20 protein-coding genes are annotated in these 20036 nt (G+C 61.6%); 9 read left to right on the forward strand and 11 right to left on the reverse strand.

From position 1 onward, the window contains the following. Positions 1-277: 277 nt before the first annotated feature. Genes AF337_RS20430 through AF337_RS20440 form a run of 3 tightly spaced genes read right to left on the reverse strand, consistent with a single transcriptional unit; the run spans position 278 to position 2422 of the window. The gene (locus tag AF337_RS20430; protein WP_049733516.1) at positions 278-676 is read right to left on the reverse strand and encodes a Fur family transcriptional regulator; all 399 of its coding nucleotides are present in this window, start codon (positions 674-676) and stop codon (positions 278-280) included. After that, entirely contained in the window at positions 673-1488 is an 816-nt protein-coding gene (gene znuB, locus AF337_RS20435; RefSeq protein WP_049733517.1) for a zinc ABC transporter permease subunit ZnuB, read from the reverse strand. Before znuB ends, AF337_RS20430 begins: the two co-directional genes overlap by 4 nt. Further along, positions 1481-2422 carry an ATP-binding cassette domain-containing protein gene (locus tag AF337_RS20440; RefSeq protein WP_049733518.1) on the reverse strand — a complete coding sequence of 314 codons (942 nt, stop codon included), beginning with the start codon at positions 2420-2422 and terminating at the stop codon, positions 1481-1483. Before AF337_RS20440 ends, znuB begins: the two co-directional genes overlap by 8 nt. 101 nt (positions 2423-2523) lie before the next feature. On the opposite strand from AF337_RS20440, the gene AF337_RS20445 reads away from it, so the two are divergent. From AF337_RS20445 to AF337_RS45550, 3 genes are all read left to right on the forward strand, one after another. Continuing rightward, entirely contained in the window at positions 2524-3582 is a 1059-nt protein-coding gene (locus AF337_RS20445) for a zinc ABC transporter substrate-binding protein (protein ID WP_049733519.1), read from the forward strand. A gap of 110 nt (positions 3583-3692) precedes the next feature. After that, on the forward strand, positions 3693-4898 hold the full coding sequence (zigA, locus tag AF337_RS20450) for a zinc metallochaperone GTPase ZigA (protein WP_049733520.1): 1206 nt from the start codon (positions 3693-3695) through the stop codon (positions 4896-4898). After that, on the forward strand, positions 4895-5074 hold the full coding sequence (locus tag AF337_RS45550; RefSeq protein WP_049733521.1) for a hypothetical protein: 180 nt from the start codon (positions 4895-4897) through the stop codon (positions 5072-5074). The genes zigA and AF337_RS45550 overlap by 4 nt, the downstream gene beginning before the upstream one ends. 298 nt (positions 5075-5372) lie before the next feature. Here the strand turns inward: AF337_RS45550 and AF337_RS20460 are convergent, their stop codons facing one another. Next, positions 5373-5699: an RcnB family protein gene (locus AF337_RS20460; RefSeq protein ID WP_049733522.1), complete on the reverse strand. Its 327-nt coding sequence runs from the start codon at positions 5697-5699 to the stop codon at positions 5373-5375. 298 nt (positions 5700-5997) lie between these two features. Between AF337_RS20460 and AF337_RS20465 the strand changes: the two genes are divergently transcribed. Beyond that, positions 5998-6381 carry a VOC family protein gene (locus AF337_RS20465; protein ID WP_049733710.1) on the forward strand — a complete coding sequence of 128 codons (384 nt, stop codon included), beginning with the start codon at positions 5998-6000 and terminating at the stop codon, positions 6379-6381. A 182-nt stretch (positions 6382-6563) separates the two neighbouring features. Further along, positions 6564-7895, forward strand: a complete 1332-nt coding sequence (locus tag AF337_RS20470; protein WP_049733523.1) for a hemolysin family protein — start codon at positions 6564-6566, stop codon at positions 7893-7895. Positions 7896-7956: 61 nt separating this feature from the next. On the opposite strand, the gene chrA is transcribed toward AF337_RS20470, so the two are convergent. Then, complete coding sequence (chrA, locus tag AF337_RS20475; protein ID WP_049733524.1) at positions 7957-9378, reverse strand: chromate efflux transporter; 1422 nt, start codon at positions 9376-9378, stop codon at positions 7957-7959. Between the two features lies 1 nt (position 9379). Further along, the gene (locus AF337_RS20480) at positions 9380-10195 is read right to left on the reverse strand and encodes a chromate resistance protein ChrB domain-containing protein (RefSeq protein WP_049733525.1); all 816 of its coding nucleotides are present in this window, start codon (positions 10193-10195) and stop codon (positions 9380-9382) included. A 258-nt stretch (positions 10196-10453) separates the two neighbouring features. On the opposite strand from AF337_RS20480, the gene AF337_RS20485 reads away from it, so the two are divergent. Continuing rightward, a complete protein-coding gene (locus tag AF337_RS20485) occupies positions 10454-10768 on the forward strand; it encodes a hypothetical protein (protein WP_049733526.1) in 315 nt (104 codons plus the stop codon). 252 nt (positions 10769-11020) lie between these two features. Here AF337_RS20485 and AF337_RS20490 read toward each other — a convergent pair whose 3' ends face one another. The 3 genes from AF337_RS20490 to AF337_RS20500 all read right to left on the reverse strand — a co-directional run bounded on the left by AF337_RS20490 (position 11021) and on the right by AF337_RS20500 (position 12598). Continuing rightward, the gene (locus tag AF337_RS20490; RefSeq protein WP_049733527.1) at positions 11021-11323 is read right to left on the reverse strand and encodes a hypothetical protein; all 303 of its coding nucleotides are present in this window, start codon (positions 11321-11323) and stop codon (positions 11021-11023) included. A gap of 57 nt (positions 11324-11380) precedes the next feature. Then, positions 11381-11677 (reverse strand): hypothetical protein, encoded by a 297-nt coding sequence (locus AF337_RS20495; protein WP_049733528.1) that lies wholly within the window; start codon positions 11675-11677, stop codon positions 11381-11383. A gap of 108 nt (positions 11678-11785) precedes the next feature. Beyond that, positions 11786-12598 carry an alpha/beta hydrolase gene (locus tag AF337_RS20500; protein WP_049733529.1) on the reverse strand — a complete coding sequence of 271 codons (813 nt, stop codon included), beginning with the start codon at positions 12596-12598 and terminating at the stop codon, positions 11786-11788. 586 nt (positions 12599-13184) lie between these two features. Here AF337_RS20500 and AF337_RS20505 point away from each other — a divergent pair. From AF337_RS20505 to AF337_RS20515, 3 genes are all read left to right on the forward strand, one after another. Further along, entirely contained in the window at positions 13185-14828 is a 1644-nt protein-coding gene (locus AF337_RS20505) for an arylsulfatase (RefSeq protein WP_049733530.1), read from the forward strand. Positions 14829-15151: 323 nt separating this feature from the next. After that, on the forward strand, positions 15152-16117 hold the full coding sequence (locus AF337_RS20510; RefSeq protein WP_049733711.1) for a formylglycine-generating enzyme family protein: 966 nt from the start codon (positions 15152-15154) through the stop codon (positions 16115-16117). A 10-nt stretch (positions 16118-16127) separates the two neighbouring features. After that, positions 16128-17141 (forward strand): HAD family hydrolase, encoded by a 1014-nt coding sequence (locus AF337_RS20515; RefSeq protein ID WP_049733531.1) that lies wholly within the window; start codon positions 16128-16130, stop codon positions 17139-17141. Between the two features lie 32 nt (positions 17142-17173). Here AF337_RS20515 and AF337_RS20520 read toward each other — a convergent pair whose 3' ends face one another. Together AF337_RS20520 and AF337_RS20525 are read right to left on the reverse strand one after the other, a co-directional pair. After that, positions 17174-17956, reverse strand: a complete 783-nt coding sequence (locus tag AF337_RS20520; protein WP_049733532.1) for an outer membrane protein — start codon at positions 17954-17956, stop codon at positions 17174-17176. A gap of 331 nt (positions 17957-18287) precedes the next feature. Then, complete coding sequence (locus tag AF337_RS20525) at positions 18288-20009, reverse strand: tetratricopeptide repeat protein (protein WP_049733533.1); 1722 nt, start codon at positions 20007-20009, stop codon at positions 18288-18290. Positions 20010-20036 lie beyond the last annotated feature (27 nt).

Here is a 20036-nt window from a genome sequence, read left to right on the forward strand (position 1 = left end):
CGGCAAGAGCGACAATGGCGGCTCCGGCAAGAGCGACAATGGCGGCTCCGGCAAGGGCGACAATGGCGGCTCCGGCAAGGGCGACAATGGCGGCTCCGGCAAGGGCGGCTCTGAATCCAAGCCGGACTAACCCGATCGGCGAAACGAAAGCGAGTGGTGAGGCCGGGTTTCCGGCCTCACCTTTTGGATTGCTGCTTATGGATCGATTGGTGTCCAACACCGGAGCAAGGCCAGATGCCGCGGCAAGCCCCTGGACAACCGATCTTGCGAACGAAGCTTACGCCGCACAGGCCTCGCACAAACCGCGGATCTCGATCGTCGTTTTCGCGGGCTTGAACTTCTGGCCGCGCACCCAGCCCATCAGCCGATGGTCGACCTCGTGGTCGTGGAACTCCATCACCTGGCCGCAGCTTTCGCAGATGGCGAAGGCGACGATGCCGTGGCTGTGGCAGTCGTCGCCCGGATGGGCGCAGGCGACGAAGGAATTGATGCTTTCGAGCCGATGCACGACTCCGTATTCGAGCAGCTTTTCCAGCGCCCGGTAGACCTGCAGCGGCGCGCGGAAACCGTGATCGCGCAGCTTGTCGAGGATGGTATAGGCACTGAGCGGCCCTTCGGCCTTTTCGAGCACGTCGAAGACCAGCGACTGGTTCTTGGTGAGTTGCGGTGTCGTCATGAGCCTTGTCCTTGCATGACTGCGCGGTGCCGCCTGAGGGGAAGCAGGCTGAGAATGAAGAGGATCAGCGCCGCGACCACGATCGAGGGACCGGAGGGCGTGTCGTAGGTGAGCGAGCCGAACAGCCCGCCGACGACGGCGGCCGCCCCAATGACCGAGGCGAGCACCGCCATGATCTCGGGAGTCGGCGAAAAGCGCCGCGCCGCAGCCGCCGGGATGATCAGCAGCGAGGTGATCAGCATGATGCCGACGATCTTCATGGCGATGGCGATGACGACAGCCATCAAAAGCATGAAAAACAGCCGCGCCCGCTCCGGCTTCAGCCCCTCGGCCTCGGCAAGCTCGGCATTGACGGTTGCCGCCAGCAGCGGCCGCCAGAGCCAGGCCATCGCTACGAGCACGAAGAGCCCTCCACCCCAGATCAGCGCGATGTCGGTCGTTGAAACCGCAAGGATATCGCCGAACAGGAAGGCGATGAGATCGATCCGCACCCAGCTCATGAAGGCGACCATGACGAGACCGATCGCCAGTGTGGCATGTGAGAGGATACCGAGCAGCGCATCGGCCGACAGCGCCTGGCGCTTCTGCAGGAAGAGCAGCAGCACCGATACGAGGGCTGCGACGGCAAAGACGGCCAGCGTCAGATTGAGTTCGAAGAGCAGCGAGAGCGCGACGCCGAGCAGCGCCGAATGGGCGATCGTATCGCCGAAATAGGCCATCCGCCGCCAAATGATGAAGCAGCCGAGCGGCCCCGTCGTCAACGCCAACCCGACGCCGGCGAGGATGGCGCGCACGAAGAAATCGTCAAGCATGGCGGCCCTCCCCAGTGTGGGAATGGGCATGCGCGTGCTCATGTCCATGGTGATCGTCATGATCATGGGTATGAGCATGGTCGTGCGCATGACCGTCATGCGCATGATGCCCGTCAAGCTCGTGGTCCCGTTCGGGACCACGAGCGGGGAAGCAATGATCGGTCACCGTGCCGTCGGCATGCTGCACGCGGCCGTCCGGCAGGTGCGTATGGTCGTGATGATGGCTGTAGACGGCGAGGGTCTGCGCGGCCCGGCTGCCGAACAGGCGCACATATTCCGGGCTGCGGCTGACGGCTTCGGGCGTGCCGCGGCAGCAGACATGGCCGTTGAGGCAGATGACCGTGTCGGTCTCCGCCATGACGACGTGCAGATCGTGCGAGATCAGCAGGATGCCGCAGCCGCTGGCATTGCGGATCGATTTGATCAGGTCGTAGAGCGCGATCTCGCCGGAGAAATCGACACCCTGCACCGGCTCGTCGAGCACCAGCAAATCGGGTTTGCGCGCAATGGCGCGCGCCATCAGCGCCCGCTGGAATTCGCCCCCGGAGAGATGCTGCACCTCGGCATCGAGCATATGGTCGATGCCGGCGGCTTCGAGCGCGGCACGCATGTCGCGTTCCGGCAGCGGGCCGGTCAGCGTCATCAGCCGGCGCACCGAAAGCGGCAGCGTCCAGTCGATCGCAAGCTTCTGCGGGACATAGCCGACCTTCAGGCCGGCCAGACGCTCCACCCTGCCCTCATTCGGCTTCAGCACGCCGATCGCCGCCTTGGCGCTCGTCGACTTGCCGGAGCCGTTCGGCCCGATCAGCGTGACGATCTCGCCGCGCGAGACGGAAAATTCGACTCCGCGCACCAGCCAGCGGCCGTTGCGAAGGACACCGACATTCTCAAGCGAAACCAGCGGTTCGCCCTTCGTATTTGCGGGAGAGAGCATCAAATTTTCCGACAGCGCTGTTGCATCCTGCTATTGCACACGTTATAGCATAACGCAATTGATGTAATAACATAACATCTGCAATTCAAGCGGAGCATCCGATGAAACGCGCCCTGGGCCCAGCCCTGAAGACCTCGGCCTTTAGAATTCCGGCCGCCTTCGCCCTCCCGGCGCTGGCGGTGCCTGCCTTGCTTTTTGCCGGCACCATGCGGGCAGCCGACGCGCCCGTCGTCGTCACCTCGATCAAGCCGATCCATTCGCTGGTTGCAGCGATCATGCAGGGTGTGGGCGAACCGGAACTGATCGTCGATGGCGCCGCCTCCCCGCATACCTACAGCCTGAAGCCGTCGAATGCGCGCGCTCTGCAGGAAGCCAAGGTGATCTTCTGGACCGGCCCCGGCCTCGAGGCTTTCCTGGAGAAACCGCTTGAGGCGCTGGGCTCGAAGGCCAGCATCGCCGAACTCGACCATGCCCCCGGCCTCGTCAAGCTGCCCTTCCGCGAAGGCGGCGCCTTCGAGCCGCATGAGGATGGTGACGAGCACCATGGCGCTTCCGCCGAAGGTGAGGAGCACGATCATGCCGCCGGCACAGGGCATGATAGTGGCCATGATCACGGACATGACGGTGACCATGACCATGGCGCCTTCGACACGCATCTCTGGCTCGACCCGATGAATGCCAAGGCGATGGCCGCCATGATCACCACGACGCTCGTCGCCGCCGATCCCGCCAATGCGCTGACCTACCAGGCCAATGCCAAGGCGCTGGACGACAAGCTGACGGCGCTGGACAAGGAGATCGCCGCCACCGTCGCTCCCGTCAAGGACAAGCCCTTCATCGTCTTCCATGACGCCTACCAGTATTTCGAACACCGCTACCGCATCCGCGTCGCCGGTTCGATTACCGTCAGCCCGGAAACCATTCCCGGTGCCGAGCGCGTTTCGGAAATCCACCGCAAGGTCGGCGAACTCGGCGCCACCTGCGTCTTTGCCGAACCGCAATTCGAGCCGCGCCTCGTCAATGTCGTCACCGAGGGCACCAACGCCAGATCCGGCGTGCTCGATCCCGAAGCGGCGACTCTGAAGGCCGGCCCCGATCTCTACTTCACCCTCATGCGCGGCATCGCCGAGAGCATGAAGGATTGCCTCTCCAGCGCATGATTTTCATGCGGCGCTGCGGGGAGAGCTGAGGCGGAAAGAGGCGGATGACCCCGTTCCGCCTTTTTTCGGCTCAGTCGATGTAATGATATAACATAAATATGCGAGGTTTCATGGACAACAGACTTCCGGTCACGGTGCTCTCCGGCTTTCTCGGCGCCGGCAAGACGACACTGCTGAACCACGTGCTCGCCAATCGCGAAGGCATGCGCGTCGCCGTCATCGTCAACGACATGAGCGAGGTGAATATCGACGCCGCTCTCGTGCGCGATGGCGGCGCCAATCTCTCTCGCACCGACGAGCAACTGGTCGAGATGACCAATGGCTGCATTTGCTGCACGCTACGCGACGACCTGCTGAAGGAAGTGCGCCAGCTCGCTGATCAGGGCCGCTTCGATTACCTGCTGATCGAATCCACAGGCATCGCCGAGCCCCTGCCGGTCGCCACCACCTTCGAATTCCGCGACGAGAACGGAGAAAGCCTTTCCGACATCGCAAGGCTGGATACGATGGTGACCGTCGTCGACGCTGCCAATCTGCTCGCCGATTATGCCTCCGCCGATTTCCTCGCCGACCGCGGAGAAATGGCTGATGACGACGACAACCGGACTATCATCGACCTGCTTGTCGAACAGATCGAATTCGCCGATGTCGTGGTGCTGAACAAGATCGGCACGGCAAGCGAGGCGGAACGCGATGCCGCACGGAAAATCATCACTGGCCTCAACCCGGATGCGCAGCTGATCGAGGCAGATTTCGGCAAGGTGGCGCTGAAAGAGGTGCTCGGCACCGGCCGCTTCGATATCGACAAAGCCGAGACCCATCCGCTCTGGTACAAGGAGCTGCACGGCTTCAAGGACCATGTGCCGGAAACCGAGGAATACGGCATCCGCTCCTTCGTCTATCGCGAAAAGAGGCCCTTCCATCCGGCAAAACTGCAGGCCTTTCTCGACAGGACATGGCCGGGCGTTGTGCGCGCCAAAGGCTTCTTCTGGCTGGCGACGCGCCCGCACCATGTCGGCGAGATCAGCCAGGCGGGCGCGCTGGTGCGCACCGGCAAGATGGGTCTCTGGTGGGCGGCGGTGCCGCGCGAACAATGGCCGGAAGAACCCGGTTTCCTCAGCGCCATCGGCCCCTATCTCGACCCCGTCTGGGGCGACCGCCGCCAGGAAATCGTCTTCATCGGCGCCGACCCGATGGATGAGGCCTGGATCAGGAGAGAACTCGACGCCTGTCTCGTCGAAACCGAAGCCTTCACGCCCGAGCGCTGGCGCAACCTGCCCGACCCTTTCGCCAGCTGGAACAGGCAGGCGGCATGACGGCGACGGCAATCAAACGCTTCCGCTGCATCTGCACGGAGTGTGCTCCGTTGCCGCCGATCGAGGGGCTTCATCCGTTGACGCATGAGGAGGATGTGAAGGTTGATGCCGGAAGATCGAGGGGGTTTCTTGGCATCATCGCCGAGCGGGTCATGCCTTCACGCCAGCGGGATTGACGATCTTTGTCACGCGACATGCCGGCCCAAGAGATCGGCGAGACGCGCCCCTCATCCGGCTGCCGCCACCTTCTCCCCGTAAACGGGGCGAAGGCAGAAACCGCAACCTCTCGGTCCCTCACTAACGTCTCGTAGGGCACGTTCCCTCTCCCCGTCAGAACGGGGAGAGGGTTAGGGTGAGGGGCAACTTCTTGGCCAAGAACCGCACAGCCGGGGCACAAAACCGGGATGACGTCGAGTACGCAAGGCTTAGCAAACAAGCGAAGGACGGCCAAAGCCACCCTTCCCTTGTCACCCATCAACGACCAGCAATGATGCTGGAGATCACACCGCTGGTGACGCCGATCAGCAGGTAGTCGTTGTCGGCGCGGACCCAGCGATAGCCGCGCGGCGGCGGCGCCAGCCGGTAGCGGCGGTAGTCGTTGACGTCGTGAAACCGGCGGCGCTCGCTGGCATTGACGCGGTATCCCTTCTTCCAGTGCGGCCGCACCACCGTTTTCTCGACGATCACCTTCTTCTGCACGACGACAGGCGGACGGCGATAATCATCGGCGCTGGCCTGGGAGACAACCAGCGGGGAGAGAAGGAAGGAAGCGGAAAGGAGAGCTGCAAAAATCTTTTTCATCTGGGGTTCCTTGATGTTCGGCGCGGGAGAAAATTAGGCCCGAAAAGATGAACCGAAACTGAAATTTAAATTAAACTTTCGTAATGGAATCCGATGCCTGACGCGTAAGTCTTATATTTCAGGTTAGACTTATGCACCTTCACGAGGAACAGAAACCGCGATCGGCAAAAGCACCCCAGAAGATCAGATTCGATTTTCGCAAGGATTGGGCGCAGATTCAATTTACGGAGCGTCCTTTGCCCGGCACTGTCGGATCGTTGTGCGGGATCGCTCGATACAACAGATGATGGAGGAAACCATGCCCGGCATCAGCATGCGCTACATCGTCGACGACGTCGACGCCGCCCTGGAATTCTACACGAAACATCTTGGCTTCTCGGTCGCTCTTCATCCCGCGCCCACCTTTGCCATCCTCACAAGAGATGGTTTTCGTCTGCTCATTAGCGGCACGACCGGTCCGGGCGGAGCATCCCAGGCAACGCCCGACGGGCGGAAACCTGAACCCGGCGGATGGAATCGCATCCAGATCGAAGTCCCGGACCTGGAGGCGGAAGTCGCCACGCTGCGCCAGGCGGGCGCGCGTTTTCGCAACGAGATCGTGCAGGGCATTGGCGGTAAACAGATCCTGGTCGAGGACCCGGCCGGAAACCCGATCGAACTCTTTGAAGCGCCGAAGAGATAAACGCGAAGCGCATCAATCATGCGTTCGACTGCGCAATCTTTCGCGCCACACTTAGGAACCGCGCATATCATCTGACGCGGTGGGCCAGCATCGTCTCACGACTGGAAGAATGGCGCCGCGCCTTGCTACCTGTGTGCGAGCGTGTAGTTTCGGACTAGCAGTAATTCAAAGGTAGGGAAAATATGTCCGAATCCGCGGGCGGCGTCTTCGACTATGTCGGGATACTAGCCGTGCTTCTTCTGGTGGCCGCCAACGGCTTCTTCGTCGCTGCTGAATTCGCGCTGGTGTCGGTCAGGCGCAGCCGTGTCACCGAACTTGCCGCGGCAGGCCGCATGAATGCCTCCGCCCTCCAGCGCGCCGTCGACAATCTCGACGCCAACCTTGCCGCCACCCAACTCGGCATCACCATCTCGTCGCTGGCGCTCGGCTGGGTCGGCGAGCCGGCGCTTGCCCACCTGATCGAACCTCTGCTGTCCTGGCTGCCTGGGCAATGGGCGACAACCGGCGCGCATACCGTCGCCATCGTCATTGCCTTCGTCATCATCACGGCACTGCACATCGTGCTCGGCGAGCTTGCGCCGAAGAGCCTGGCGCTTCAGCGCAGCGAAGCCACCTCGCTTGCCGTGGTGCGTCCGCTCGGGCTCTTCCTGGTGCTGTTCAAGCCGGCGATCTTCACCCTGAACGGCATGGGCAATCTTGTGCTCAGGGCCGTCGGCCTTCGCGCCGGAACCGGGGAATCATCGTTTCATTCACCGCAGGAGCTGAAGCTGCTGGTCGCCGAAAGCCAGGAAGCCGGCCTTCTCAACCAGGTGCAGCAGCAGCTCGTCGAGCGGGTGTTCAACATCGGCGACAGACCGATCTCCGACATCATGACCCCGCGTCTCGATATCGAATGGTTCGACGCCGACGACAGCGAGGCAGAGATCCTGAAGACCATCCGCGAATGCAGCCACGAGCAGTTGCTGGTCGCCCGAGGCTCGATCGACGAACCGATCGGCATGGTGTTGAAGAAGGACCTTCTCGACCAGGTTCTCGACGGCGGCAAGGTCCGGCCGATGGCGGTGATCAAGCAGCCGCTGGTGCTGCATGAGGGCACCTCGGTCGTGCGCGTGCTCGACAGTTTCAAGGCCTCACCTGTCCGGCTCGCCATCGTCATCGACGAATATGGCAGCCTGGAAGGCATCGTTACCCAGACCGACCTGCTCGAAGCCATCGCCGGCGACCTGCCGGGATCCGACGAGGAGCCCGACATCATCGTCCGCGAGGATGGGTCGCTGCTGATCGACGCGATGATGCCGGCCTTCGACGCCTTCGAACGGCTGGGGCTGCGCGATCGGCCGGATGCCGATTTCCATACGCTTGCAGGCTTCGCGCTGCACCAGCTCCAGCACATCCCCGAAGCCGGCGAAACCTTCGTGTTCGATAACTGGCGCTTCGAAGTGCTCGATATGGATGGCATGCGCATCGACAAGATGCTGGCGACGCGCATCCCCGCGGACGGGGCGGAAGGCTAATGCATGTCGCCCGGAAGTGTGCAGCGGTTCCGGGATAACGACATGCATAAAGTAAAGAGCTCTAACCTACCGGCAGCGTCCAGAACATCCCCGCAGCCGCACAGGCAAGCAACGTCGTGATAACCGACGTCCTGAACCGGAAGATCGCGATGGCGGCGGCGACCGACAACGCCATTGCCGCCGGCACGGCCGATTGCAGCACCGGAATGTCGAGCCGCAAGCCGCCAAGATGGACGGTCGTGACTTCGGCAAACAGCGTGTGCAGGCCAAACCAGATGGCAAGGTTGAGAATGACCCCGACAACCGCTGCCGTAATCGCCGACATCGCGCCGGCGAGCGCCACATTGCCGCGCAGTTTTTCGATGAAGGGGGCGCCGAGAAAGATCCAGAGGAAACAGGGCACGAAGGTTACCCAGGTCGTCAGGATCGCGGCAAGCGTGGCGGCGAGCATCGGATCGAGCGATCCGGGATTGCGGTAGGCGGCCATGAAGCCAACGAACTGCAGGACCATGATCAGCGGTCCCGGCGTCGTCTCGGCCATCCCCAGACCATCGAGCATCTCGCCGGGTTTCAGCCAGCCGAACCGCTGTACGGCCTCCTGCGCGACATAGGCGAGCGCAGCATAGGCACCGCCGAAGGTGACGACCGCCATCTTGCTGAAGAACAGACCGATCTCGGTGAAAACGTCGTGCGCCCCGAAAGCTGCATAGAGGACGGCGACAGGCACGAGCCAGAGTGCAAGCAGCACCGCCGATATGCGCAGCGACCAACCGAGATTGGGGCGCGCATGATCAGGGATGCCTTCGCCCAGCGCAGACTCGGCATCCGACAGCACCGAACCGCTTCCGGCCTTGTGCCCACCGCCGGTTTGAAAGGCGGCCAACCCGAACCTGCCGCCGAGGAAGCCGGCGATGGCGGCGGCAAGCACGATCAGCGGGAAAGGCATATGGAAGAAGAAGATGGCGACGAAGGCGGCCGCCGCGATGGCAAGCATCACGTTATTTCTGAGCGCGCGGCTGCCGATGCGGATAACGGCCTGCACGACGACGGCAAGCACTGCCGCCTTCAGCCCGAAAAACAGACCGGCGACGATGCCGACGCTGCCATAGGCTGCGTAGATATAGCTGAGGCAGAGGATCGACAGGAATCCCGGCAGCACGAACAATATGCCGGCGACCAGACCGCCCAGCGTGCGGTGCATCAGCCAGCCGATATAGACGGCGAGCTGCTGCGCCTCGGGTCCAGGGAGCAGCATGCAATAGTTCAGCGCATGCAGAAAACGGTGCTCGCCGATCCATCGCTTCTCATCGACGACGATGCGGTGCATGACCGCGATCTGGCCGGCCGGGCCACCGAAGCTCAAGGCGGCGACGCGCAGCCACACCTTGAGGGCTTCGCCGAAGGAGACGCCGTGGTGATGACCCTCGCCCGCATGTCTCTCCATCATTTTACCCGCCGGGCCGTCGTCCATCATCTCGGCCATCTCATGCCCTCTTCTTCGGCGCGGGCCAGTTGTGGGTTTCCTCGGTCGCGTCCCGGCACCAGCGGAAGAAGGCATCATAGAGAAGCATTCCGGCCTCGAGTTGCTCCAGATCGTCGGAATACATCCTCGACAGGCCGAGCGAAGCGGCAAGCAGGCCCGGCGCCTCAGGCGCGAGATCGAGCCTGGCGGTATCCGCCGCCCTGACGATCCGCGCCAAACGCTGAAGCGGTTCCAACGTCAGGCCGAACTCCGCGATCATAACGTCGAAGGTGCAGAGTTCGCCGCGATGGCTCCAGAACACCCCTTCGATATCGAAGGGAACCGCCCCGAAACGCTCGCCGACTGCTAAAACCTCCGGCGCCGGCACGAACAGGAAGACGGCGTTCGGATCGACGAAGCGCCGGATCAGCCAGGGACAGGCGATGCGGTCGATCTTCGGCCGGGCCCGCGTCACCCAGACGGTGCGTCCCTCCGCGTCACGACGCGGCAGCTTTTCCGATGGCACCGCCGCTCCCCCGGCGATCCAGGCTTCGAAGCCGCCTTCGAGGCTTTCGGCGTTGATGCCGCTATGGCGCAGATAGGCCGCCACACCGTGGCTGAGCTTGCTGCCCTTCTGGCAGACCACCACGACGGCATCGGCATCGACGCTGCCCATCCAGGACGCGACCTCGGCATGGTCGCGCCGGATCGAGCCCGGAACCAGGCGCGGATCGAGTGCGAAGTCCTCTTCGGTCCGGACATCGATAATGAGAGGCGCCCCGGGGGTCCCGATGAGGCGGCTGAATTTTTCGGCGGATATTTCAAGAAATGACGGCATGACGCGTCCCTCCGTTGATCGGCAATATTGGACGCGATTCTTCAGCATGGCGCCTCGTGGGGTGATCGCAACCCCAAGGCAAAACCATGCGCAAACAGACCCCATCGTGTCAAGACGGCGCTTGGATGGAACAGAGACGCACAGCCGATTCAGGCCGGTGCGGCCCGGAAACCCCTGATCTCAACCGCTTCCCGGCGCGCCCACGGAACAAAATGCGCACTTCGGCATTCTTCCTTCACCGAAAGAGGAGAAAGTACCATGACGTACGACCCCAATAATGCCAACGATCCGAACCGCCCGCTGAACCCAAATCTGGATCTGCGCACCACGCCGAGCGCGCGCAGCAATAATACGTGGGTTGTCTGGGTCGCTGCATTGGCCGTGATCGCTGTCGCTGCATTCGCCTATTCGCAGTGGAGCACCCCCGGCACATCCCCGGATACGACAGCCTCCACGACCCAATCAGAACCGGCTCCGGCACCGGTCAAGCCGATCGCCCCGACCGACAACAGCGCAACGCCCGCACCGGCACCAGCACCGGCCACTCCGCCGGCTGCCCCTGCCCAGCAGTAAGCGCGGCTCCGCGAGAGGAAGCCGGTCAATGCCGGCTTCCTTTTCTGCCGTAAGCTCTTGAACATCGTCAAATAGCGACTATTTTAGAGATATCGAATTTGTCTCTGACGGCTGACCACGGAGGTACTGGCAGACGTTATCGAGACAGATTGAGGAAGGGTCGGTGCGAGTTTCGCCCGGCCTTTTTTCTTGATCTCATCATCGATGAACCGAAGTCGGCGTTTGGAATCCTGCGCCCCCTTTGATGGGTTATTATTGCGGGATCCGGTTATAGAAGGATTGGGGGTCGTACACGCATTCGTAGTCGAGAAGGCAAATCTTGCCGTTGGCATCCCTGATCCTCGCCGTGTCGTACTTGTCGCCGAGATTGCACCTGGCCGGCGGATAGCGAAAGCTGCGGCCGCCAAAACCCATGCGCACGAACACCGCCTTGTCTTTGCGGATGATCTGAGCAAGCTCATCGCAACTGTGATTCCTGGCGTTGACCTCCACCGCCTCGACGGCAAGGGCTGCGGACGGAAACAGCAGCGCAACTGCCAGAATAATGCTTTTCATGAAAACTCCTGAATATGGGAGGACGCTTTTGGCTGGACGGCCCAAGATCATCCCGCTCTATGGAAAATTATAGGGCGATGCGGGGTCGAAGACGCAGGCATAGTCGAGAATGCACTGCTTCCCCTGAGCATCGCGGAAACTCGTGCCGGTGCGCTTGTCGCCCATGCTGCATTGCGCCGGCGGATAGCGAAAACTACGGCCGCCGAAGCCGACGCGGACGAAGACCTTCTTGTTCTGGCGGATGATTTGCGCAAGCTCGCTGCAGCTATACTCGCTTGCCTTGACCTCCTTCACCCCGGCGGCAAAGGCCGGCAACGGCAGAGACAAGGCGACAATTAGAATGATGCTTCTCATGGAACCCCCGGTTTATGAGAGGGAGATAGGGCGTGGTGGTCGATGCGACGAGCCTTGCTGACGATACGAACGACGCCGCCCTGGAAACCGCTCCCGTCCATGATGGGTTTAGGACCCGTTTCCTTTCAGCGCTTCCACAAAACCGATCACGTCCCCGACCATGCTATCGCTCAAGATATCGTTGTGACCCACGCCATCATAAATCAACATCCGCTTGGGCTCGGGCGCGATGCGGTACAACGCCTGACCTGAAGAAAGCGGGATGCTGTCATCAAGCCGGCCGTGGAGGAACAACTTCGGTTGTTTTACTTTGCCTATGTTGAGGTCCGAGCGAAAGGGATCCTTGAGAAGAAGCTCGACCGGGAGGAACGGATAACGCGTCTGCGCAACCGACAGAACCGACAGGTACGGAGACACAAGAATGACGCCAACGGCGGGCCTCTTCCCAGCCGTGCTGACAGCGACGCCAGTGCCAAGCGACCGGCCCAGCACAACGATCCCGCTTCTGGCGCGTGCCGAAAGCCAGTCGAACGCCGCGATGCCGTCTGTCAGCAACCCCTGCTCACTGGGTGAACCGGTCGATCCCGGATAGCCGCGATAGGAAATCGCCAGCAATCCAATGCTCCGCGTGGCCAGCGCCTGTGCGAGAAACGCGTAATTGTCGACGCGGTCACCGTTTCCGAAAAAGAGCAGCACGCAGGGCTTGTCGCTGTCGCCCTGGCTGTACAGTCCCTGAAGCATCTCTCCGTCGGGCGTCTTGACGTGGACCGTCTCGCCCCAACTCACGCGCTCCGGGGTAGGTGTGGCGCCGGCGCCGGGATAAAGCAGGGCTCGCTGAGAAAGATAGACGAGGCTTACGAGCGCCATGTAGGCGGTGACCGCCATCAGCGGCAAGATCAGCAAATACCTTGTAGCGCTCACGACAGAATGTACCCGCCGGTTTGGCAATGCCCGGAATCTTTGCAGCGACCGCGACCCGTTCGGCGCGGTGCGCTCAGCCGAGCAGCAAATATATGCACAAAGCGTTGCCAGAGAGAAGAGGGTCGGCCCGACGATCGTCCTCAACGAAATCCCGACGTCCCTGCCATAAAAGCTGATGCCGTGTTCGCCAGCATGTCCAGGGGCCACGCACCGATTCGAATATCACGCTGGGTGAAGGTGTTGCCGCAGTGGTCGGCGGCACGGTGCGCGCCGTTGGCACCGTCGCAGGCACGGCCGTTGCCGCACTGTTGACCGTGATCGAGCAGCCGGTGCCGCCGAAGCGGCCGGCCAATGTCGGCGCCCCCCTCCCAACATCCGGATTCTAAGCCGCTTGCACAATGAGCGGACGCTTTTACGACGGCATTTACGGGCCGCAACACGGGCGTTTACCGTAACGTACTTCCGCAAGCGCACGTTAGAGAGAAGTGTCTTCCAGTCGACTAACCACGATCCAGTCCGGCATGGCTTTGCCTGCCGACACAAGGGAGAGCGCAATGTTGAACGACCTGAAAAGCTGGAGGGCGTGATGGGCACGAAACTCTCCGGGCGACTGCTGACGGTGACGGCCGCAGCCGTCCTCACGCTCACAGCAACAACCTTTCTCACCGCGGCCAAGGCGCAGCAAGCCGCACCCGCTGCGCCGGCGCCGGCCACAGAAGCTTCCACACCTCAAGACACGTCAAAACCCAACATCCTGGTGATCTTCGGCGACGACGTCGGCCAGACCAATATCAGCGCCTACTCATTCGGGGTGCTCGGCTACAAGACGCCGAACATCGACCGGATCGCCAAGGAAGGCCTGATGTTCACCGATTACTATGCGGAGAACAGTTGCACTGCCGGCCGCTCGACCTTCATCACCGGCCAGGTCTGCCTGCGCACCGGCCTCTGCAAGGTGGGCATCCCCGGCGCCACCGTCGGTCTGCAGTCGCGCGACATCACCATTGCCCAGGCGCTCAAACCGCTCGGCTACACGACCGGCCAATTCGGCAAGAACCATCTCGGCGATCGTGACGAATTCCTTCCGACCAAGCACGGCTTCGACGAATTCTATGGCAACCTCTATCATCTAAACGCCGAGGAAGAGCCGGAGCGGCCCTACTATCCGAAGGACGATCAAGAATTCGTTCGGACGAATTCGCCGCGCGGCGTGCTCAAGGCTTCGGCGGACGGAAAGATCGAGGACACCGGCGCGCTGAACCGCAAGCGCATGGAAACCATTGATGATGAAACCACGGAAGCCGCCGTCGATTTCATCAGCCGCCAGGCCAAGGCGGGCAAACCCTTCTTCACCTGGATGAACACAACCCGCATGCATGCCTTCACGCATATCCGCGAATCCATGCAGGGCCAGAGCGGCATGCCGGGCAATGATTATGCCGATGGCATGATCGAGCATGACGGAGATGTCGGCAAACTGCTGAAGGCGCTCGACGACCTGAAGATCGCCGACAATACGATCGTGGTCTATACGACCGACAACGGGCCGAACCAATGGTCCTGGCCGGATGCGGCGACCACGCCGTTCCGCAGCGAGAAAGACACGAACTGGGAAGGCGCGTTCCGAGTGCCGGCACTGGTTCGCTGGCCGGGACGCATCAAGCCTGGCGATATCTCGAACCAGATGGTGTCCGGACTGGACTGGTTCCCGACACTGCTTGCTGCGGCAGGCAATCCGGACATCAAGGACCAACTGCTCAAGGGCACGACGATCGACGGCAACCAGTTCAAGGTCCATCTCGATGGCTACAATCAGCTCGACTACTTGACGGGCAAAGAGCCGAAATCTGCCCGGGAGGATTTCTATTATTTCGACGATGACGGAAATCTGGTCGCCTACCGGTACAGGGATTGGAAGCTGGTCTTCTGCGAGCAGAGAGAACCCGGCGGAATGCAGGTCTGGGCGAACCCATTCACCTGCTTGCGAGCCCCGAAGTTCTTCAATCTTCGAATGGATCCGTTTGAACGTGCAGACGTGGTGTCAGATCAGTATTATGACTGGTTTGCCAAGAACGCCTACATCGTCCAGTACGGCGTCTGGCGCGTGGCCCCCTTCCTGCAGACCTTCCGCGATTTCCCGCCAAGTCAGCGGGTGGCGAGCTTCAGCGTCGATCAGATGATCGAGGCGCTGATGCGCTCGCTAAGTCAGAACCCGCAGGGCGCGCAATAACCTCCCGCTGTGAGACAGCCGGGCGCGATTGACAGTCGCGCTTGGCCCTTGAAATCGCGGAGCGCACGTGATGGTATCCTCGCCCTCGGCCAGCGTATCGGCCGATCCATCATCGGTCAGGACACCTAGAGATGATGCCGAAAAGTGTGAGCGGTTTTCTCATGACATCATGCTCTAACTCTTTAATGTAGAACAGGATTTAGATTTTAGGCCAACTTGAGATCATCCCGTTCTAGCGTAAATTCCGGCGGCATTTACCGTTGCATACTTACCCCGCGATCAGCCGCGCGCGAATATGCCCGCGCATGAAACCGGAGGCGACGATGGCTTTGGCATTCGACCACGCTTCAACAACTGGCGCGGCACCCGCCGGCATGATCTGGATTCCGGGCGGAACCTTCACCATGGGCTCAGACCATCACTATCCGGAGGAAGCGCCCGCTCATCGCGTGAAGGTCGACGGCTTCTGGATCGACGAGACACCGGTGACAAACCGCAAGTTCATGGCGTTCGTCACTGAGACCGGCCACGTCACGATGGCGGAAAAAGCCCCCGACCCCCGGGACTATCCCGGCGCGCGCCCGGAAATGCTGAGAGCCGGCTCATTGCTGTTCGTTCAGCCGAAGGGCGTCAGCGGCCCTGAGATTTCCCAATGGTGGACATTCAAATTCGGCTCGACCTGGCGCAAGCCGCTCGGCGGTTTGAGCGACCTGCGCGGTAAGCTCGACCATCCCGTCGTGCACGTCGCCTGGTCCGACGCCAAGGCCTATGCCGATTGGGCAGGCCTGGATATTCCAACCGAGGCCGAATGGGAATTCTCAGCACGCGGCGGGCTCGAAGACACGGAATTCGCCTGGGGTGAGGAACTGATGCCCAGCGGCAAGGCAATGGCCAATACGTGGCAGGGAACCTTCCCGACACATTCGACCAAGCCCAAGGGCCACGAACGCACATCGCCGGTACGCTCCTTCCCGCCGAACGGCTACGGCCTTTACGACATGATCGGCAATGTCTGGGAATGGACCGGCGATTACTGGAGCACGCGGCATCCCGAACCTGCTGCCAAGGCCTGCTGTATTCCGAACAACCCGCGGGGCGGCGATGCCGAGGCGAGCTACGATCCCCGCCAGCCGCAGATACGTGTCGCGAGACGTGTCCTGAAGGGCGGTTCACATCTTTGCGCACCCAACTATTGCCGCCGCTACCGGCCGGCGGCACGCCACGCCGAACCCGAAGACACATCCACCGGCCATGTCGGCTTTCGCTGCATCAAGAGAGCTCACGCCTGAGGAGACGCCGATGAACAGAGTGCTTCGCGCTGCTGACGCGCTGCCGGCGTCGTTGGCCGCCGCCTTCATGCTCATCGTCGTCAGCGTGCTGCCTGCTTCGGCCCAGCAAGCCCTTCCTTCCTGGAACGAAACGGGCGCAAAGAGCCGAATTAGGGATTTCGTCAAGGCGACGGTGACGGAGGGGGGCGAAGCTTATGTTGCGCCGGTGGACCGGATCGCCGTCTTTGACAATGACGGCACGCTCTGGTGCGAGCAACCCTTCTATATCCAGTTCGCCTTCATGCTGGATCGCGTCAAGACGCTTGCGCCTCAGCATCCCGAATGGAAGACGAAGGAGCCCTTCAAAAGCATCCTCGACGGTGACCTCAAGGCAATCGCAAAGGGCGGCGAGATGGGTTTCGTCGAGCTCGGCATGGCGACGCATGCCGGCATGACGACCGATCAGTTCAACCAGATCGCCAGTGACTGGTTTGCTGCGGCCAGGCATCCGAAGACCGGCAAGCTCTATACCGATATGACCTACCTGCCGATGCGCGAACTGCTGGACTATCTGCGAGCCAACGGCTTTGCCACATACATCGTCTCCGGCGGCGGCGTCGAGTTCATGCGGCCGGTTACGGAAAAGCTTTACGGCATCCCACCGCAGCAAGTGGTCGGGAGCACGATCGCCACGCAATATGCGATTGTCGGCGACGTCCCGGTTCTCAACCGTCTGCCGAAGGTCGATTTCGTCGACGATGGGCCTGGCAAGCCTGTGGGCATCAACAAGTTCATCGGCCGCAAGCCGATCTTCGTCGCGGGCAATTCCGATGGCGATTACGAGATGCTGCGCTGGACGACCGCCGCCACGAAACCGGGTTTTGCCATGATCGTCCACCACACCGATGGCGACCGCGAATATGCCTACGACCGGCAGTCACCCGTCGGCAAGCTGGATAAGGCGCTCGACGAGGCCGAACGCCGCAACTGGCTGGTCGTCGATATGAAGAACGACTGGAGAAAGGTTTTTGCCTTCGAGCGGTGAGGCCGCATGACGCGGCTGCGGGAGCGAGCGGTTTAGAAATGCAGAACGACGCCCATGATGGGACCGTGCTCGACGATGTCGTTGGTCAGCGTGTCATTGCTATAGTTCACCCCGAGCGCGCGATATCCGAGGAAAGCCGATACGGTGTCGTTCCACTTGTAGCCGACGCCTCCCATGACATCCCAGTCGAGATCTGCTCCACCGGCGCCGATCAGCCCCCATCCGGTGAGATAGATGGTCGGCGTGATCGAGTAGACGCCGCGTATGCCGGCCATGGCATCAACCCAGGTCGCATCATCCCGATTGGAGACACCGCCCAGAGGCCCGCCGCCAAAGGAGATCGTCGTCTCCACCGACCAGAGTTTGATACCCCCGATGACGTCGAGCCTGCCCTTCTCGTCTTCGAGAACAGTGTAGCCGATGCCGAGCATGGCGGTGAAGGTTTCGCTCTTGAGATCGACCTCGTCGGCCAGTACGCCCCGTGGCGTCGCCGAGTCCGTCGTGATCCTCGCATAGGTCATGTCGCCCACGATACTGTAAGGCCCGTACCGCGCCTCGCCGGCCATCATGAAGCCAAAGTCGATATCCTGCAGAATGTCGCCGAAGCTCTGGTCGGTATAAACCTCGGGTAAGCCGAAGACCGCAGTGTCGCCTGTGATCCCCGCAGCCCAGAAATATGGCGAGAACGAAAAGGTCCAGCGGTCCGGATCCTCGACTTTCGGCTGGGGAGCGATAACCGGCGCGATATCGGCGGCCCTGACAGCCGAGGGAACCGCAAACAGCAGCAGTGACAGGTAGACCGCAGTCGATCTCATCGCAGATGTTCCTTCCTCTTCAGTCTCGGGTCTCGCGCTGGCATAGGAACATCGCCGGTAGCCCACCGGAAGTACGTTACAGTAAACGGCACGTAAATTACGCTGTTCCGACAAGCCTTTACCGCCGGCGCAGTCGCGTTGCGCCACCATCAACCGGCCGAACTGCCCAGTATCCGGCGCTCGAAGTCGCGGGCCGGGTTCACGCATATTGCGGGCCTGCCGCCCAGCACGATGGATGACGAAGTGATCCGGGGGCTCGCGAACCTGTATTCATGGTTTGGTCTTGGCGGAACGTCGTCTGCGCACGAGTACGTTGCAACAAATCGGCCGTTTACGGCGTAGTTACACTGGCAACAGCATTTTTATCGACCTGCGCTCCAGCCTTGATCAGGCCGACTTCCAACTGCGTGGCAATATCCGGCTGCAGGCGCCAGGCTGCCACCCTGTCGCGAAAGGTCCGCTCGAAGTCCGGATCCTTGGCTGTGATTTCCGAGAGCCGTTCATGTGCTTCCGGCGAGCCAAGCTGGCCAAACGCAGCCACCCTCAGCGTCGCGACCATGAAATCCGTGCAACTGATTTGTTCCGAAAGCAGCGACGCTTCGGAATAGCGGCCGCTGCTATAGGCATCGAGCGCAAGCACCAGTATCGCATCCCGCGGCGCAACATCGACGGCGCGGCCCGCGTCATGGACCATCGCCACGCCGGCGTCCTTGTAGCCTGCCAGATAAAGCACCAATGCGAGCTTGGCTGCGGCGTCGCCGTTGTTGGGATTTAGCTCCACTGCGCGATTTCCGGCCTGAACCGCCGCCTCTACCCGGCCGGCGGCAAATTGCGCTACCATCAGCGCGACCTGAGCCCTGTCCGACATTGGAGCCGCCGACACGGCCCCCTTAGCGAGCGCGAGTGCACGCAACTGGACAGCCGGATCGATCGAGACATTCTTGCCGACAAGAAGCACCCGGGAGAGAAGCGCATTGGTATCCGGATCGCCCGGAGCGATCGCAAGCCCCCGCTCCAGACAATCCCGGCTGCCAAGCACGCGATCCAACCCGCCTTCATCGAGCGCATATTCCGCCCGCAAAACGCAAGCATTGCCGAGCGCGTCATCGGGACCGTCGTGGATCTCGATATTGTTGATAACGCCGCGTGTGGCCGCAAAGCGCTGCGCCAGTTCTCCGGCCATCTCTTCCCGCACGAAGGCCGGGCTTTTTCCGCTGATGTCCACCTTTTCAAGACCGGATTTCAGCACGTCACCCGTGTTGCTGTCGGCGATCTGCCACCAGACGCTCCGGTCATCGGCATCGCCATAATACTTGATGTCGATCTCGTAGCTTCTGCCGATAGGCGCCCCGGAGCGGACATTGGCATAACCAGCCTTGGCGACCGTCAGCGTCGTGAATTGTGTGAGCGCCGTCGTCAGCGCGTCACGTGTCTGGCTGGCTTCACCCTGCAATCGGCCCTCGGCAGCTTCCATCATAATGTAGACCGTGGGCTTCGTCGTCATCGCAGGCGAACGGGAAAACAGCTCAAAGCCGGCGACAGCCGCCAGGATCAGGGCAACCGCCGTCGCTGCGGCCGCAATGCGATATCCGTGTCGCGGGCGTACCGGAACCGGGGCAGCGTCAGATACAGGAGGAAACTGCCGGCTTTCGACCGCTGCCTCCAGTCCGCCGTGGAACTCGTGCGGGATCGGCATCCCGGAGAAGAGAGCGATGTACATACCCTTCGGGATGTGAATGGTAACGCTGCCGGCCGCGCCGAATGCTTGGTAGTAGGCATCGAGAGCCGACCGCAGACGGCTGATCTCGATACGGACGATCGGATCGGTCGATGCGTCGAAATCGCTCGGCCGACCGAGCACGTCAAGCGCTACGGAATAGGCTTTCGCACCGTCGTCGCACCCGTTGAAGCGGCGCTCCGCCAGATATCTGAGGATGTCCTTCTGGCGCTCGGTGACACGGAAGCGGGTGTCGGAAAACAGCCGTTCAAGTTCGGCCCTGGCTTCATCCGCAGAAACTTCACAAGCCTTCAAGTCGTGCACTTCAGCATTCATGGCTGCCCCCCCGCACACCGTGTCTAA

This window comes from Rhizobium ecuadorense (assembly GCF_001187535.1).
GTDB lineage: Bacteria > Pseudomonadota > Alphaproteobacteria > Rhizobiales > Rhizobiaceae > Rhizobium > Rhizobium ecuadorense.

What these genes read in the sequence shown, in the direction of transcription:
- AF337_RS20430 (WP_049733516.1), bottom strand. Translation starts at nt 676, where the DNA reads ATGACGACACCGCAACTCACCAAGAACCAGTCGCTGGTCTTCGACGTG.
- znuB (WP_049733517.1), bottom strand. Translation starts at nt 1,488, where the DNA reads ATGCTTGACGATTTCTTCGTGCGCGCCATCCTCGCCGGCGTCGGGTTG.
- AF337_RS20440 (WP_049733518.1), bottom strand. Translation starts at nt 2,422, where the DNA reads ATGCTCTCTCCCGCAAATACGAAGGGCGAACCGCTGGTTTCGCTTGAG.
- AF337_RS20445 (WP_049733519.1), top strand. Translation starts at nt 2,524, where the DNA reads ATGAAACGCGCCCTGGGCCCAGCCCTGAAGACCTCGGCCTTTAGAATT.
- zigA (WP_049733520.1), top strand. Translation starts at nt 3,693, where the DNA reads ATGGACAACAGACTTCCGGTCACGGTGCTCTCCGGCTTTCTCGGCGCC.
- AF337_RS45550 (WP_049733521.1), top strand. Translation starts at nt 4,895, where the DNA reads ATGACGGCGACGGCAATCAAACGCTTCCGCTGCATCTGCACGGAGTGT.
- AF337_RS20460 (WP_049733522.1), bottom strand. Translation starts at nt 5,699, where the DNA reads ATGAAAAAGATTTTTGCAGCTCTCCTTTCCGCTTCCTTCCTTCTCTCC.
- AF337_RS20465 (WP_049733710.1), top strand. Translation starts at nt 5,998, where the DNA reads ATGCCCGGCATCAGCATGCGCTACATCGTCGACGACGTCGACGCCGCC.
- AF337_RS20470 (WP_049733523.1), top strand. Translation starts at nt 6,564, where the DNA reads ATGTCCGAATCCGCGGGCGGCGTCTTCGACTATGTCGGGATACTAGCC.
- chrA (WP_049733524.1), bottom strand. Translation starts at nt 9,378, where the DNA reads ATGGCCGAGATGATGGACGACGGCCCGGCGGGTAAAATGATGGAGAGA.
- AF337_RS20480 (WP_049733525.1), bottom strand. Translation starts at nt 10,195, where the DNA reads ATGCCGTCATTTCTTGAAATATCCGCCGAAAAATTCAGCCGCCTCATC.
- AF337_RS20485 (WP_049733526.1), top strand. Translation starts at nt 10,454, where the DNA reads ATGACGTACGACCCCAATAATGCCAACGATCCGAACCGCCCGCTGAAC.
- AF337_RS20490 (WP_049733527.1), bottom strand. Translation starts at nt 11,323, where the DNA reads ATGAAAAGCATTATTCTGGCAGTTGCGCTGCTGTTTCCGTCCGCAGCC.
- AF337_RS20495 (WP_049733528.1), bottom strand. Translation starts at nt 11,677, where the DNA reads ATGAGAAGCATCATTCTAATTGTCGCCTTGTCTCTGCCGTTGCCGGCC.
- AF337_RS20505 (WP_049733530.1), top strand. Translation starts at nt 13,185, where the DNA reads ATGGGCACGAAACTCTCCGGGCGACTGCTGACGGTGACGGCCGCAGCC.
- AF337_RS20510 (WP_049733711.1), top strand. Translation starts at nt 15,152, where the DNA reads ATGGCTTTGGCATTCGACCACGCTTCAACAACTGGCGCGGCACCCGCC.
- AF337_RS20515 (WP_049733531.1), top strand. Translation starts at nt 16,128, where the DNA reads ATGAACAGAGTGCTTCGCGCTGCTGACGCGCTGCCGGCGTCGTTGGCC.
- AF337_RS20520 (WP_049733532.1), bottom strand. Translation starts at nt 17,956, where the DNA reads ATGAGATCGACTGCGGTCTACCTGTCACTGCTGCTGTTTGCGGTTCCC.
- AF337_RS20525 (WP_049733533.1), bottom strand. Translation starts at nt 20,009, where the DNA reads ATGAATGCTGAAGTGCACGACTTGAAGGCTTGTGAAGTTTCTGCGGAT.